General features: G+C 63.4%; 13 protein-coding genes and 1 tRNA gene. 12 read left to right on the forward strand and 2 right to left on the reverse strand.

Going from position 1 to position 14405, the window contains the following annotated elements:
- The first annotated feature begins 152 nt into the window (after positions 1 to 152).
- From AK81_RS06640 to AK81_RS06660, 5 genes are all read left to right on the forward strand, one after another.
- Positions 153 to 1442 (forward strand): OprD family porin, encoded by a 1290-nt coding sequence (locus AK81_RS06640; protein ID WP_043197691.1) that lies wholly within the window; start codon positions 153 to 155, stop codon positions 1440 to 1442.
- Between the two features lie 46 nt (positions 1443 to 1488).
- The gene (locus AK81_RS06645) at positions 1489 to 2469 is read left to right on the forward strand and encodes a Bug family tripartite tricarboxylate transporter substrate binding protein (protein WP_043197693.1); all 981 of its coding nucleotides are present in this window, start codon (positions 1489 to 1491) and stop codon (positions 2467 to 2469) included.
- Positions 2470 to 2668: 199 nt separating this feature from the next.
- Positions 2669 to 3127, forward strand: a complete 459-nt coding sequence (locus tag AK81_RS06650; protein WP_043197695.1) for a tripartite tricarboxylate transporter TctB family protein — start codon at positions 2669 to 2671, stop codon at positions 3125 to 3127.
- A gap of 3 nt (positions 3128 to 3130) precedes the next feature.
- Positions 3131 to 4645, forward strand: coding sequence for a tripartite tricarboxylate transporter permease (locus AK81_RS06655; RefSeq protein WP_043197696.1), 1515 nt, complete (start codon positions 3131 to 3133; stop codon positions 4643 to 4645).
- Positions 4638 to 5669, forward strand: coding sequence for an AbrB family transcriptional regulator (locus AK81_RS06660; protein ID WP_043197699.1), 1032 nt, complete (start codon positions 4638 to 4640; stop codon positions 5667 to 5669). The genes AK81_RS06655 and AK81_RS06660 overlap by 8 nt, the downstream gene beginning before the upstream one ends.
- Before the next feature lie 120 nt (positions 5670 to 5789).
- Here the strand turns inward: AK81_RS06660 and ung are convergent, their stop codons facing one another.
- The gene (gene ung / locus AK81_RS06665) at positions 5790 to 6482 is read right to left on the reverse strand and encodes a uracil-DNA glycosylase (protein ID WP_043197701.1); all 693 of its coding nucleotides are present in this window, start codon (positions 6480 to 6482) and stop codon (positions 5790 to 5792) included.
- A gap of 125 nt (positions 6483 to 6607) precedes the next feature.
- Between ung and AK81_RS06670 the strand changes: the two genes are divergently transcribed.
- The gene (locus AK81_RS06670) at positions 6608 to 7714 is read left to right on the forward strand and encodes an enoyl-CoA hydratase/isomerase family protein (RefSeq protein WP_043197702.1); all 1107 of its coding nucleotides are present in this window, start codon (positions 6608 to 6610) and stop codon (positions 7712 to 7714) included.
- Positions 7715 to 7852: 138 nt separating this feature from the next.
- Here AK81_RS06670 and AK81_RS06675 read toward each other — a convergent pair whose 3' ends face one another.
- Complete coding sequence (locus AK81_RS06675) at positions 7853 to 8302, reverse strand: hypothetical protein (protein WP_043197705.1); 450 nt, start codon at positions 8300 to 8302, stop codon at positions 7853 to 7855.
- 212 nt (positions 8303 to 8514) lie between these two features.
- Here AK81_RS06675 and AK81_RS06680 point away from each other — a divergent pair, with 212 nt between their 5' ends.
- From AK81_RS06680 to AK81_RS06705, 6 genes are all read left to right on the forward strand, one after another.
- Positions 8515 to 9996: a sensor domain-containing diguanylate cyclase gene (locus AK81_RS06680; RefSeq protein WP_043197707.1), complete on the forward strand. Its 1482-nt coding sequence runs from the start codon at positions 8515 to 8517 to the stop codon at positions 9994 to 9996.
- A complete protein-coding gene (locus AK81_RS06685; protein ID WP_043197708.1) occupies positions 9989 to 10201 on the forward strand; it encodes a cysteine-rich CWC family protein in 213 nt (70 codons plus the stop codon). Before AK81_RS06680 ends, AK81_RS06685 begins: the two co-directional genes overlap by 8 nt.
- 9 nt (positions 10202 to 10210) lie before the next feature.
- The gene (locus AK81_RS06690) at positions 10211 to 10903 is read left to right on the forward strand and encodes a pseudouridine synthase (protein WP_043197709.1); all 693 of its coding nucleotides are present in this window, start codon (positions 10211 to 10213) and stop codon (positions 10901 to 10903) included.
- Between the two features lie 449 nt (positions 10904 to 11352).
- On the forward strand, positions 11353 to 12240 hold the full coding sequence (locus tag AK81_RS06695; protein WP_043197710.1) for an alpha/beta fold hydrolase: 888 nt from the start codon (positions 11353 to 11355) through the stop codon (positions 12238 to 12240).
- Between the two features lie 111 nt (positions 12241 to 12351).
- Positions 12352 to 12425, forward strand: a tRNA-Gly gene (locus AK81_RS06700).
- Positions 12426 to 12636: 211 nt separating this feature from the next.
- The gene (locus tag AK81_RS06705; RefSeq protein ID WP_043197712.1) at positions 12637 to 14343 is read left to right on the forward strand and encodes a SulP family inorganic anion transporter; all 1707 of its coding nucleotides are present in this window, start codon (positions 12637 to 12639) and stop codon (positions 14341 to 14343) included.
- Positions 14344 to 14405 lie beyond the last annotated feature (62 nt).

Here is a 14405-nt window from a genome sequence, read left to right on the forward strand (position 1 = left end):
CGTCAGGCCTGTGAAGCCCCTTCTAACAAACCTTTCTCGTTGAAAGGTTAGCGAAAGGTTCGTTGCCTAGCATCGCACCACGGTCGCTCCTCGCGCCGAAAAAAGCACCAGCAAGGTGCAACGAATAAGAACAATAAACGGAGTCATCGACGATGCTGTCATTGCAGCCGCAGGCGTTCGCGCCTACCCGTTCCTTTGCCGCACGCCCCTCTGCCATCGCCAGCGCCCTCGCGCTTGCCGGTGTCGCCCCGATGAGCCAGGCCGCCTTCTTCGAAGACAGCACGGCCACCTTCGAAACCCGCAACATGTACTTCAACCGCGACTTCCGCGATGGCACCAGCGCGCAACAATCCAAGCGCGACGAATGGGCCCAGGGCTTCATCCTCAACTTCGAGTCCGGCTACACCGATGGCACCGTAGGCTTCGGCCTGGACGCACTGGGCATGCTCGGCATCAAGCTCGACTCCAGCCCCGACCGCACCGATACCGGCCTGCTGCCGACCCACGATGACGGCAAGGCCGCCGACGAATACTCCAAGCTGGGCCTCACCGGCAAGGTGAAGATTTCCCAGACCGAGCTGAAGATCGGCACCCTGATCCCCGAGCTGCCGACGCTGCAGCCCAACGATGGGCGCATCCTGCCGCAAACCTTCGAGGGCGGCCTGCTCACTTCGAAAGAGATCAAGGGCCTGACCTTCACCGGCGGGCGCCTGGACAAGGCCAAGGACCGCAACGACACCAACTGGGAAGACCTGGCGCTGAACAACAAGAACGGCCGCTTTGGTGGCACGTTCAGCGCCGACAACCTGGCCTTGGGCGGGCTGGACTACCAGTTCACCGACCGCATCACCGGCAGCTACCACTTCGCCCAGCTCGACGACATCTACCGCCAGCACTTCATCGGCATGGTCGCCACCCAACCCTGGGGCCCGGGCACCTTGGGCGCAGACCTGCGCCTGGCGGTGAGTGACGATGCAGGCGCCGCCAAAGCCGGCAACATCGACAACACCACGGTCAACGGCATGCTCAGCTACGCCCTGGGCGGGCACAAGGTCAGCGCCGCCTGGCAGCAGCTGTCCGGCGACAGCGCCTTCCCGTATGTCGATGGCGCCGACCCGTACCTGGTCAACTTCGTCCAGATCAACGACTTCGCCGGGGCCGACGAGCGTTCCTGGCAGGCGCGCTACGACTACAACTTTGCCGCGCTCGGCGTACCCGGCCTGACCTTCATGACCCGCTACATCAGCGGTGACAACGTCAGCCGCGCCGCCGGTGGCGAGGGCAAGGAGTGGGAACGCAACACCGAACTGAAGTACGTGGTACAAAGCGGCCCGTTGAAGAACGTCGCCGTGCGCCTGCGCAACGCCACCTTCCGCTCCAACTTCGCCCGCGACGCGGACGAAGTGAGGCTGTTGGTCAGCTACAGCGTAGCGCTGTGGTAACCCCATAGCGGTAATCCAAAAACAACAACGCTCACGGAGATAGACGATGACCTTTTCACTGCGCCGCCTCGTCCTCGCTACCGGCTGCCTGCTGTTGGCCGGCAACGCCCTTGCTGCCGAACCGAAACGCCCTGAATGTATCGCCCCCGCCTCCCCCGGCGGTGGCTTCGACCTGACCTGCAAGCTGGTGCAAAGCGCCCTGGTGCAGGAAAAGATCCTCAGCAAGCCAATGCGCGTCACCTACATGCCCGGCGGTGTCGGCGCGGTGGCCTACAACGCCGTGGTCGCTCAGCGCCCGGGCGATGCCGGCACCCTGGTGGCCTGGTCCAGCGGCTCGCTGCTGAACCTTGCCCAAGGCAAGTTCGGCCGCTTCGACGAGAACGCCGTGAAGTGGCTGGCGGCCGTCGGCACCAGCTACGGCGCCATCGCGGTGAAAAGCGACTCGCCCTACAAAACCCTCGACGACCTGGTCGCGGCCTTGAAGAAAAACCCGAGCAAGGTGGTGATCGGCTCCGGCGGCACCGTCGGCAGCCAGGACTGGATGCAAACCGCATTGATCGCCAAGGCCGCCGGTATCAACCCGCGTGACCTGCGCTACGTGGCCCTGGAAGGCGGTGGCGAAATTGCCACGGCGCTGCTGGGCGGTCACATCCAGGTCGGCTCTACCGATATCTCCGACTCCATGCCGCACATCCAGAGCGGCAACATGCGCATCCTTGCGGTGTTCTCGGAAAACCGCCTGGACGAGCCCGAGATGAAAGACATCCCTACCGCCAAGGAGCAGGGCTACGACATTGTCTGGCCGGTAGTACGCGGCTTCTACCTGGGGCCGAAGGTGAGCGACGAGGACTACGCGTGGTGGAAGGCTTCGTTCGACAAGATGCTGGCTTCGCAAGACTTCGCCGAGCTGCGTGACCAGCGCGAGCTGTTCCCGTTCGCCATGACCGGCGAAGAGCTGGACGGCTATGTGAAGAAGCAAGTGGCCGACTACAAGGCACTGGCCAAGGAATTTGGCCTGATTCAGTAAGCCTGTCGGACTCACCACCACCCCTGTGGGAGCGGCCTTGTATCGCGATGGGCCGCACAGCGGCCCCTGGCACAGCCAATGCGAAGCTTCGGGCAGATTGCATCGGCAGGTTTTGCGGCCGCTTCGCGCCCGATCGCGACGCAAGGCCGCTCCCACAGGATTTGCATCTCACTTGAGCAATCCCAACGAGGATTCCCCAATGATCCTGCAACGCATCTTCGCCCTGGTCCTGCTGGCGGTGTGCGCCGCCCTGGCCGTGATGGCCTGGCCCTACCAGGCGGCGTTTTCCTATGAACCGGTGGGCCCGCGCGCCTATCCGCTGCTGATGCTCGGCCTGATGGGCCTGGGCCTGTTGTACCTGGTGTTCCGCCCCACGCCCATCGTGCGCAAGGACGATGAACCGGAACTGGACCGCGAAACCCTGACCAAGATCACCGCCTGCGTCGGCCTGCTGATCGTCTTCGCGGCCACCTTCGAAGCACTGGGCTTCATCCTCAGCGCCATCCTGGTGGGCCTGCCCATGGCCCGTCTGTACGGCGGCCGCTGGCTGCACAGCGCCATCGTGGTGGTCGGCATGAGCCTGCTGCTCTACTGGCTGTTCGACCGCGTGATGGACGTGCCCCTGCCCCTTGGCCTGCTGAGCGTACTGGAGAACTGACACATGGATACCTTGAGCTACCTGGGCCAGGGCTTCGGCGTTGCCCTGTCCCCCTACAACCTGGTCACCGCCCTCTGCGGTACCCTGATCGGCACCGTGGTCGGCCTGCTGCCGGGCCTGGGCCCGATCAACGGCGTGGCCCTGCTGATCCCCATCGCCTTCGCCCTGGGCCTGCCGCCAGAGTCGGCGCTGATCCTGCTGGCCGCGGTGTACCTGGGCTGCGAGTACGGCGGGCGTATCAGCTCGATCCTGCTGAACATCCCGGGCGAAGCTTCGACCGTGATGACTACCCTGGACGGCTACCCGATGGCCCGCCAAGGCCTGGCGGGCGTCGCGCTGTCGCTGTCGGCCTGGAGCTCGTTCATCGGTGCCTTCATCGCCACCTGCGGCATGGTGCTGTTCGCCCCGCTGCTGGCGAAATGGGCTATCGCCTTTGGCCCTGCGGAGTACTTCGTACTGATGGTATTCGCCATCGTCGCCTTGGGCGGCATGGCGGGTGACAAACCGCTGAAAACGTTCATTGCCGCACTGATCGGCCTGTTCCTGTCGGCGGTCGGCATCGACGCCAACAGTGGCGTGTACCGCTTCACCGGTGACAGCGTGCACCTGGCCGACGGCATCCAGTTCGTGGTGCTGGTGCTGGGCCTGTTCTCCATCAGTGAAATCCTGCTGCTGCTGGAAAAGACCCACCACGGTCACCAGGCGGTAAAAGCCACCGGGCGCATGCTGTTCAACTTCAAGGAAGCGGCTTCGGTATTCGTGGTCAACATCCGTTGCGGCCTGCTTGGTTTCATCATGGGCGTGCTGCCCGGCGCCGGTGCAACGCTGGCCAGTGCCGTGGCCTACATGACCGAGAAACGCCTGGCCGGTGAAAGCGGCAAGTTCGGCAAGGGCGATGCCCGTGGCCTGGCCGCACCCGAGACCGCCATCGGCGCGTCCTGCTGTGGCGCCCTGGTCCCGATGCTGACCCTGGGGGTACCAGGCTCTGGCACCACCGCCGTGATGATCGGCGCCCTGACCCTGTACAACATCACCCCCGGCCCAATGCTGTTCGAACAGCAGCCGGACATCGTCTGGGGCCTGATCGCTTCGCTGTTCATCGCCAACATCATGCTGGTGATCCTCAACATCCCGATGATCCGCATCTTCACCCGCATCCTCGCCGTGCCGAACTGGGCGCTGGTGCCGGTGATCGCCATCATCACGGCCATCGGCGTATACGCCGTGCATGCCACCACCTTCGACCTGTTCCTGATGGTCGGCATCGGCATCATGGGTTACATCCTGCGCAAGCTGGACTTCCCGCTGTCGCCGATCCTGCTCGGTTTCATCCTGGGCGGGCTGATGGAGCAGAACCTGCGCCGCGCACTGTCGATTTCCAACGGTGAGCTGGGCATCCTCTGGTCGAGCCCGATCAGCATGGGCGTCTGGGCGCTGGTGGCGTTGATGCTCACCCTGCCGCTGCTGCGCATCTGGCGCAAACGCAGCCAGCAGCGTCGGGCCCTGGCCGATGCCTGATCGACCGTTGCCGCTGTTTGTCGCAACCGGGCTGGTCGGCCTTGCTGGCGGTTACCTCGCCAGCCAGGTCGGCTGGCCTTTGCCATGGATGGTGGGTTCGCTGCTGGCCATCATCCTGGTGCGCTGCCTGACGCCCTGGCAGCTGTCGGAAATTCCCAACGGCCGCAAATGCGGGCAATGCATCATCGGCATCGGCATTGGCCTGCACTTTACGCCGGCGGTGATCGAGCAGGTGGGCAGCCATTTCGCGCTGATCTTCTTCGGTGCCCTGTTCACCACCCTTTCCAGCGTGATCAGCGTGTGGCTGCTACGGCGCACCGGTGAAGACCGCGCCACGGCATTTTTCGCCAGCATGCCTGGCGGCTCGGGGGAGATGGTCAACCTGGGTGCCCGTAACGGTGCAGTGCTCAGCCAGGTGGCGGCGGCGCAGAGCCTGCGGGTGCTGGCGGTGGTGCTGTGCGTGCCCGCGCTGTTCAAGTTTCTGCTGGGTGACGGGGTGCCGCTCAATCATGCCGGTAGTGTCAGCTGGGGCTGGCTGGCCCTGGTCACCCCGCTCGGCGTTGCCGTTGCGCTGCTCTGGCAACGGTTGCGCCAGCCCAACCCCTGGCTGTTCGGGCCATTGCTGGTGGCGGCCACGGTCAGCCTGGCCGGCAACTTGCAGATCGCCCTGCCCAATGGCGCCAGCCAGATCGGCCAGTGGCTGATCGGCAGTGGCCTGGCCTGCCACTTCAACCGCGCCTTCTTCCGCCGGGCCCCGTCGTTCCTGGGGCGCACGCTGCTGGCCACGGCGCTGTGCATGGCCATTGCCGGCAGTGCCGCGTGGGTGTTGAGTGTGATGACTGCGCTTGACCTGCGCTCGCTGACGCTGGGGATGATGCCGGGGGGGATCGCGGAAATGAGCCTGACAGCAGAGACCCTGCAACTGTCCGTGCCGTTGGTGACGGCGCTGCAGGTGATGCGCTTGCTGTTTGTGCTGTTTCTGGCGGAGCCGTTGTTCCGCTTGTGGAATGCAAACCAGGAATAATCGCGTCGCCTTCTTCGCGGGCTTGCCCGCTCCCACAGGTGTTGCACCGCCTTCAAGGCAGGCGCCATCCCTGTGGGAGCGGGCAAGCCCGCGAAGAAGGCGACGCGGTGTTTCAGGTGATTAGAGCGGCGGCACCGCCCAGTTGATCGGCGCCAGCCCACGCTGTTCGAGGAAGCTGTTGGTCCGGCTGAAATGACCACACCCCAGGAACCCGCGGTATGCCGACAACGGCGACGGATGCACCGACTTCAACACCAGGTGCTTGGTCCCGTCGATCAGCTTCTGCTTGCTTTGCGCATGCGCCCCCCACAGCAGGAACACCACGTTCGGGCACTGCTCGCTGACTACCTGGATCACCCGATCGGTAAAGGACTCCCACCCCTTTTTGGCATGCGACGCCGCATTGGCACGCTCCACGGTCATGGTCGTGTTGAGCAGCAGCACGCCCTGCTCGGCCCAGCTCTGCAGGTAGCCGTGGCTGGCGATCGGGATGTTCAGGTCGCGCTGCATCTCCTTGTAGATATTGACCAGCGACGGCGGTGTGGCCACGCCCGGCTGCACCGAGAAACACAGGCCGTGCGCCTGGCCGGGCCCGTGGTAAGGGTCCTGCCCGAGTATGACCACCTTCACCTGGTCCAGCGGCGTCGAGTTCAGCGCATTGAAGATCAGCGGCCCTGGCGGGTAGATTTCCTTGCCGGCGGCACGCTCGCTGCGCAGGAACTCGCGCAATTGATGCATGTAGGGCTGGTCGAATTCAGCGCGCAATGCGGCTTTCCAGCTGGGTTCGAGTTTGATGCGATCGTCGTCAGTCATGGGGCCATCCGTAAACAATGGCGCGACACTAGGTAAGCCCTTCCCGCTTGTCAAACGATCCGACCGACGACCGGCATGTTCGGTCAGGCAGGCCATACTTGTGCGATGACTGAGCGAGGTAGTCCATGGCCATTCACTGTGAGGTACTCACCGGCGCCGACGGCGCCCGCATCGGCATCGCCACCCTGGATGCGCCCAAGGCGCTCAATGCCCTGAACCTGCCGATGATCGAGGTGCTGGGCGAACAACTGCACGCCTGGGCGCGCGACCCGGGGGTTGTCTGCGTGCTGCTGCGCGGCAACGGCGCCAAAGCCTTCTGCGCCGGGGGCGATGTGCGGGCGCTGGTGCAGGCCTGCCGTGACCACCCCGGTAGTGTACCGCCCCTGGCCGCCTCCTTCTTTGCCGCCGAGTACCGCCTGGACTATGCCCTGCACACCTACCCCAAACCGCTGCTGTGCTGGGGCCACGGGCATGTGCTGGGCGGCGGCATGGGGCTGCTGCAGGGCGCCAATGTACGCATCGTCACACCCAGCAGCCGATTGGCCATGCCGGAGATCAGTATCGGCCTGTACCCCGACGTGGGTGCGAGTTGGTTCCTGGCGCGGCTGCCGGGCAAGCTGGGGTTGTTCCTCGGCCTGACAGGCGCGCCGATCAACGCACGCGACGCCCTTGACCTGGGCCTGGCCGACCGTTTTTTTGGCGAGCACCAGCAAGAGGCGCTGATCGAAGAGCTGCTGCAACTGAACTGGCAGGAGCAGACCGCCCTGCAACTGAACAGCCTGCTCAAGGCCGAACAGCACCGCGCCTGCGCCGAGTTGCCCGAACCCCAGTGGTTGCCGCGCCGGCAGGTGATCGATGCGTTGCTCGACGTGGCCGATACTGCGGCGGCCTGGCGTGCGCTGGAGGGGCTCAAGCACCATGACGACCCACTGCTTGCAGAAGCCGGCCAACGGCTGCACGAGGGCTGCCCGCTGACCGCCCATCTGGTATGGGAGCAGATTCCCCGCGCCCGGCACCTCTCATTGGCGCAAGTATTCCAGATGGAATACTGCATGAGCCTGAATTGCTGCCGCCATCCGGAGTTCAGCGAAGGCGTGCGGGCCCGCTTGCTGGACAAGGACAACCACCCCCGCTGGCACTGGCCGGATGTGGCTCAGGTGCCGGCGGCGGTGGTCGAGGCGCATTTTTCCAAGGCGTGGGAGGGGCGGCATCCATTGGCGGATCTGAGTTGACCTAAAGAACCTGGGGCTGCTTTGCAGCCCTATCGCGACACAAGGCCGCTCCCACAGGTAGAGCGCAATCCAACGCTGTACCTGTGGGAGCGGCCTTGCGTCGCGATAGGGGCGCAAAGCGCCCCCGCGTTAATTCACCTAACGCTGCCAGTTGCCACCTCGCCCCTGCCCGCGTCGGCCATCCCAGCGCCCGCCGTCATTGCGCTGCCCATTGGAGTTCCAGTTGCCATGCTGGTAGCGCTGGCTGCCACCACGATAATCATGCCGGTCGCGATCCTGCCTGTAGTCCTGCCGCTGGCGGTTGCCATAATCATTGCGCGGGTTACCGTGCCACTTGTTAACCCCAGGCTGCGGATAGGGCCGGTATTGCGGCGCGGGCGCCGACCGATGGTAATAGCGCGGTGCCGGCTGGTAGTAATAGCGCGGTTGCGGCGTCACGTAGTAGCGGTCGTAGCGGTAATACCCTGGCGACACGTAGCGGTCGGTGGAGTAGTAATCCGAACGGTAATAGCCCCCGCTCTCGTAGTACGGGGCGCAGGCAGAAGTCATCAGCCCTAGCAGGGCGATCAACAGGATTCGATAGGACATGGCGGCCTCCTGGACCGCTGGAGTGCCCGAACAGCGGCGCTGGCGAGCGTCGATGCGTAATGCGTTCATCGACACTGAATAAGACAGTGAAGCCGAGGTGCAGTGCCATTTTTGCAATAATTTGATACAGGTGCGATAACCCTGAAAAACTTGCAGTCATTTGCCGGTCATCTCACTAGAATGGGCGCCCAGGCACACATCATGGGAAGATCATGCCGCTACGTTCCGCTCTGTTCTCGCAGCGCTCGCTGATCTTTACCCTGCTGGTTCTACTGGCCTGCGGCTTCCTCGCCACATCCTTGCTCAGCTACTTCTCCTCACGCAGCGCCATCCGCGACGGCATCATCAATACCGAACTGCCGCTGACGTCCGACACGGTCTACTCGGAAATCCAGAAAGACCTTATCCGCCCGGTGCTGATCGCCTCGATGATGGCCCAGGACACCTTCCTGCGCGACTGGGTGCTGTCCGGCGAGCAGGATACCGAGCGCATGACACGCTACCTTGGCGAAATCATGGGCAAGCAGGACACCTTCACGTCGTTTTTCGTGTCCGACCGCACCCTCACCTACTACCAGGCCAAAGGCGTGCTCAAGAAGGTAGAACCCGGTACCTGGCGCGATGCCTGGTATTTCCGCCTGCGCGACCTCAAGGCCCCCTACGAGATCAACGTCGATCTGGACATGGCCAACCAGGACAGCCTGACGGTGTTCATCAACTACCAGGTACATGACTACCAGCACCGCTTCATCGGTGCCGCCGGTGTCGGGCTGAGCGTATCGTCGGTGGTCAAGCTGATCGACCAGTATCAGCGCCGCTACCAGCGTTCGGTGCTGTTCACCGACGCCAAGGGCAAGGTGCTGATGACCGGCTCGGAAGGTGGCCCGCATGGTTTGCGGGTCGGCCAGCCGCTCAGCGACAACCCTGAACTGAATGACGTACTGGCCGAGCAACTGGTGCCTGGTGAAGGCAGCCACGAATACCGCGACAGCGACAACCACAGCCACTTCCTCAACGTGCGCCACCTGCCCGAACTGGACTGGTACCTGTTGGTGGAAAAGCGCGAAACCGGCGCACTCGATCGCATCCGCCACTCCCTGTACCTGAACCTGGCCATCTGCGCGATGATCACCCTGGTGGTGCTGGCGCTGGTGCATGCCATGGTCCGCCGTCACCAGGCCAGCACCGAAGCCCTGGCCACCCTCGACAGCCTCACCGGCCTGCCCAACCGCCGCAGCTTCGACTTGCTCGCCGCACAGGCCCTGCACGAAGCCCAGCGCGACAGTGGTCCGCTGGTGGCATTGCTGATCGACCTGGACCACTTCAAGGCACTGAACGACACCCACGGCCACCTGGCAGGCGACGAAGTGCTGCGCCAATTCGCCAATGTACTGCAAGGCAGCCTGCGCCAGTCGGATATACTGTGCCGCTGGGGCGGTGAGGAATTCATCGTGCTGCTGCGCGAAGCCGAAGGCCGGCAGGCCATCGAGGTGGCGGAAAAGATCCGCCGCCGCACCGAACAGCTGACCTTCAGTTATGAGGAAAAGCCGCTGCGCCTGACCACCAGCATCGGCTTGAGCAGCCTGCAGCCAGGGGATACCCTGCACGCCCTGCTGACCCGCGCCGACCGTGCGCTCTATCGTGCCAAGCAGGCCGGCCGCAACCGCGTCTGCAGTGAAACCCGCCATGAATGACAGCCAACACTGCCCCGCTTGCGGTGCCCTCAACCAATGCAGCCTGGCCGACCCGCGCCGCGCCACCCAGGCCTGCTGGTGCTACAGCGTCACCATCGACCCGGCCGTGCTGCAGGCCCTGCCCGCCGAGTTGCGGGACAAAGCCTGCCTGTGCCCGCGCTGCGCCGCCGTCGAAGAACAACTCCGATCAACCACTTCCTACTGACCTGTTCCAATGCGCCTCGACCGTTTCCTCGCCAATCTCCCCAGCTACAACCGCCAGCAAGTTCGCCTGATGCTGGCGCAACACCGTGTGCGGGTGGATAGCCTGGTGGTCAGCGACCCGCTGACGGAGGTGCGCGAATTCAGCCGTGTCGAGCTGGACGACCAGTTGCTCCAGGCCGGCCGCCCCGCGCGATACCTGATGCTGCACAAGCCACAAGGTTGCGTCAGCGCCACCCAGGACCCGCAACACCCCACCGTGCTCGAGCTGCTGCCAACAGCGCTGCGTGATGACCTGCACATTGCCGGGCGCCTGGATTTCAACACCACCGGGCTAATGATCCTGACCAACGATGGCCAGTGGTCACGGCGCCTGACTCAGCCTGCGACCAAGCTGCCGAAGCATTATCTGGTGGAAACCGAGGACGACATTGCCGAGCACTATGTGGCCAAGTTCCACGAGGGTTTCTACTTCGCCTTCGAAGACCTCACCACCCAACCTGCCCAGCTGCACATCCTAGGCCCGCGACGCGCTCGATTGGCGATCGTCGAAGGGCGCTATCACCAGGTAAAACGCATGTTCGGGTTCTTCGACAACAAGGTGGTGGGGCTGCATCGGGAGAGCATGGGGGCGATCCGGCTGGACCCTGGGTTGGCACCTGGGGCGTTTCGTGAACTGACAGCGGAAGAAATAGCCACTGTCTAGGCCGCCTGTGCCGGCCTATTCGCGGGCATGCCCGCTCCCACAGATACCGACACTGCCCAAGGAATAGGCTTTTCCTTGTGGGAGCGGGCGCGCCCGCGAAAGGGCCGGAACAGACAGCGCAGGGTCGTCATACGACCGCTCAGCAACAAAAGTCACAATTCTCCCCGAACGGCACTTGCGCGATTCCCAACCCACTGCTTGAATCCAAATCGTCAGTCTGCATGTGACTACCAAGTCACGCCTGCAGTCGAAGACACCTTTTGCCGGCTACCCAAGGCCTAGATGCCTTGGGGCACGGCAAATTGCCCCGCCAAAAACAATACCGTCGACGCAAGTGCCAAGGATCGACACAGGGCCCCCCGGTTTCTCTTCAGGCAAATGCCTACCTGTCATAAAGAACGTGCACCCTAGGTGACGCGAATACCCTTTTTGCGCCAGGAGTCGATGACATGAGGCCAGAAATCGCTGTACTTGATATCCAAGGTCAGTATCGGGTTTACACGGAGTTCTATCGCGCGGAGGCGGCCGAGAATACGATCATCCTGATCAATGGCTCGCTGGCCACCACCGCCTCGTTCGCCCAAACGGTACGTAACCTGCACCCGCAGTTCAACGTAGTACTGTTCGACCAGCCGTATGCCGGCAAATCCAAACCGCACAACCGCCAGGAACGGCTGATCAGCAAGGAGACCGAGGCGCAAATCCTCCTTGAACTGATCGAGCGCTTCCAGGCCGACCACGTGATGTCTTTCTCGTGGGGTGGTGCAAGCACGCTGCTGGCGCTGGCGCACCAGCCGCGGGGCGTGAAGAAGGCAGTGGTGAGTTCGTTCTCGCCGGTGATCAACGAGCCGATGCGCGACTACCTGGACCGTGGCTGCCAGTACCTGGCCGCCTGCGACCGGTATCAGGTCGGCAACCTGGTCAACGACACCATCGGCAAGCACCTGCCGTCACTGTTCAAGCGCTTCAACTACCGGCACGTCAGCAGCCTGGACAGCCACGAGTACGCGCAGATGCACTTCCACATCAACCAGGTGCTGCAACACGACCTGGAGCGAGCGCTGGATGGAGCGCGCAATATCGACATCCCGGTGCTGTTCGTCAACGGTGACCGCGACGAGTACACCACGGCCGAAGATGCCCGGCAGTTTGGCAAGCATGTGGGCAGAAGCCAGTTCAGTGTGATCCGCGACGCGGGCCATTTCCTCGACATGGAAAACAAGACCGCCTGCGCAAACACCCGCAGCGTCTTGCTTGGCTTCCTCAAGCCGACCGTGCGTGAACCTCGTCAACGCTACCACCACGTTCAACAGGGGCAGCATGCATTGGCCATCTGAGCGCATCGGCACTCTGTGGCTGATACCCGCAGGCTATAGGGTGCCGACAAGCTTTTTTATAACTTGGGCTTCTAATTCTTGGAGGGTTCTGGTAAAAAGTGCTGCGCAGACGCGGGTATAGTTTAGTGGCAAAACGAAAGCTTCCCAAGCTTTAGTTGAGGGTTCGATTCCCTCTACCCGCTCCACATCGCATTCCGGCATGGCGTTCCAGCAACGTCATCGCAGTCAAAAGGAGCCATGGCTCCTTTTTTCGTTTCTGCTCTTCCTCTTGATTTCGCCCATGGCCATTTGCCTGCCGATCCGCTTCAATGCGCATCGGGTGTATGCGCGTGCAAGCGAAACGGCTTGTGGCGGATATGCTGAATGGATTCGTGAAATATTTCGAAAGGACGACGCATGTTTCTTTCCCGCTGGCTACCGGGCCTTGCCAACCTGCTGCACTACCGCCGCGAGTGGCTGCATGCCGACCTGCAGGCCGGGCTCTCGGTCGCGGCGATCCAGATCCCCATCGCCATCGCCTACGCGCAAATCGTCGGCCTGCCGCCACAATACGGCCTGTATGCCTGCGTCCTGCCGATGATGGTCTATGCCCTGATCGGCAGCTCGCGCCAACTGATGGTCGGCCCGGACGCCGCCACCTGCGCGATGATCGCCGGCGCCGTGGCACCGCTGGCAATGGGCGACCCGCAGCGCATCGTCGAACTGTCGGTGATCGTCACCGTACTGGTCGGCGTGATGCTGATTGCCGCCGGCCTGGCCCGTGCCGGCTTCATCGCCAGCTTCTTCTCGCGGCCGATCCTGATCGGCTACCTCAACGGCATCGGCCTGAGCCTGATCGCCGGGCAACTGTCCAAGGTGGTGGGGTTCAAGATCGAAGGTGACGGGTTCATCCTCAGCCTGATCAACTTCTTCCAGCGCCTGGGCGAAATTCACTGGGTTACATTGCTTATCGGCCTGGCTGCGCTGGGCCTGCTGATCTGGCTGCCGCGGCGCTACCCGCGCCTGCCTGCAGCACTGATGGTGGTGGCACTGTTCATGCTGCTTGTCGGCCTGTTTGGCCTCGACCGCTTCGGCGTCGCCATCCTTGGCCCGGTACCTGCCGGCATCCCGCAACTGGCCTGGCCACACAGCAACCTGACGGAAATGAAGAGCCTGTTACGCGATGCCTTGGGTATCGCCACCGTCAGCTTCTGTAGCGCCATGCTCACCGCACGCAGCTTTGCCGCCCGGCACGGCTACGCAATCAATGCCAACCACGAATTTGTCGCCTTGGGCGTGAGCAACCTGGCGGCCGGGGTTTCCCAGGGCTTTGCCATCAGCGGCGCCGACTCGCGTACTGCCGTCAATGACATGGTGGGTGGCAAAAGCCAGCTGGTGGGTATCATCGCTGCGCTGGTCATTGCCCTGATCCTGCTGTTCTTCACCGCGCCCATGGCGTGGATCCCACAGGCGGCATTGGGTGCGGTACTGCTGATGGCCGGCTGGGGGCTGATCGACATCAAGTCGCTGGGGCGCATCCGTCGCCTGAGCCGCTTCGAGTTCTGGCTGTGCCTGCTGACCACGGTCGGCGTGCTGGGCCTGGGCGTGCTGCCCGGCATCGTGTTTGCCGTCACCCTGGCGATCCTGCGCCTGCTGTACAGCATCTACCAGCCCACCGATGCCGTGCTGGGCTGGCTGCCGGGCACCGAAGGCCAGGTCGACATCCGCAAATTCAAGGATGCGCGCACCGTGCCCGGCCTGGTGGTCTACCGCTTCGACGACGCGATCCTGTTCTTCAACGCCGACTACTTCAAGATGCGCCTGCTCGAGGCGGTACAGAGCCAGGACCAGCCCAAGGCCGTGCTGTTCGATGCCGAAGCAGTCACCAACATCGACGTCAGCGGCATCGCTGCCCTGCGCGAAGTGCGCGACACCCTGGCAGCGCAGGGCATCTTCTTTGCCATCGCACGCGCCCGGGGTACGTTCCTGCGCATGCTGGTGCGCTCGGGGATGGCGCGGGAAATGGAAGACAAGCTGCTGTTCGGCTCGGTGCGCGCGGGCATTCGGGCGTATCGGGTTTGGCGTAACCGGAGCCGCAGTGTGCCGGCTGCCGAGCAGGGCTGAAGAGGTGTTTTGCTGCCATTGACCCTATCGCCGGCAAGCCAGCTCCCACAGGATCACCACAG

Source organism: Pseudomonas putida W15Oct28 (genome assembly GCF_000708715.2).
Taxonomy (GTDB): domain Bacteria; phylum Pseudomonadota; class Gammaproteobacteria; order Pseudomonadales; family Pseudomonadaceae; genus Aquipseudomonas; species Aquipseudomonas putida_R.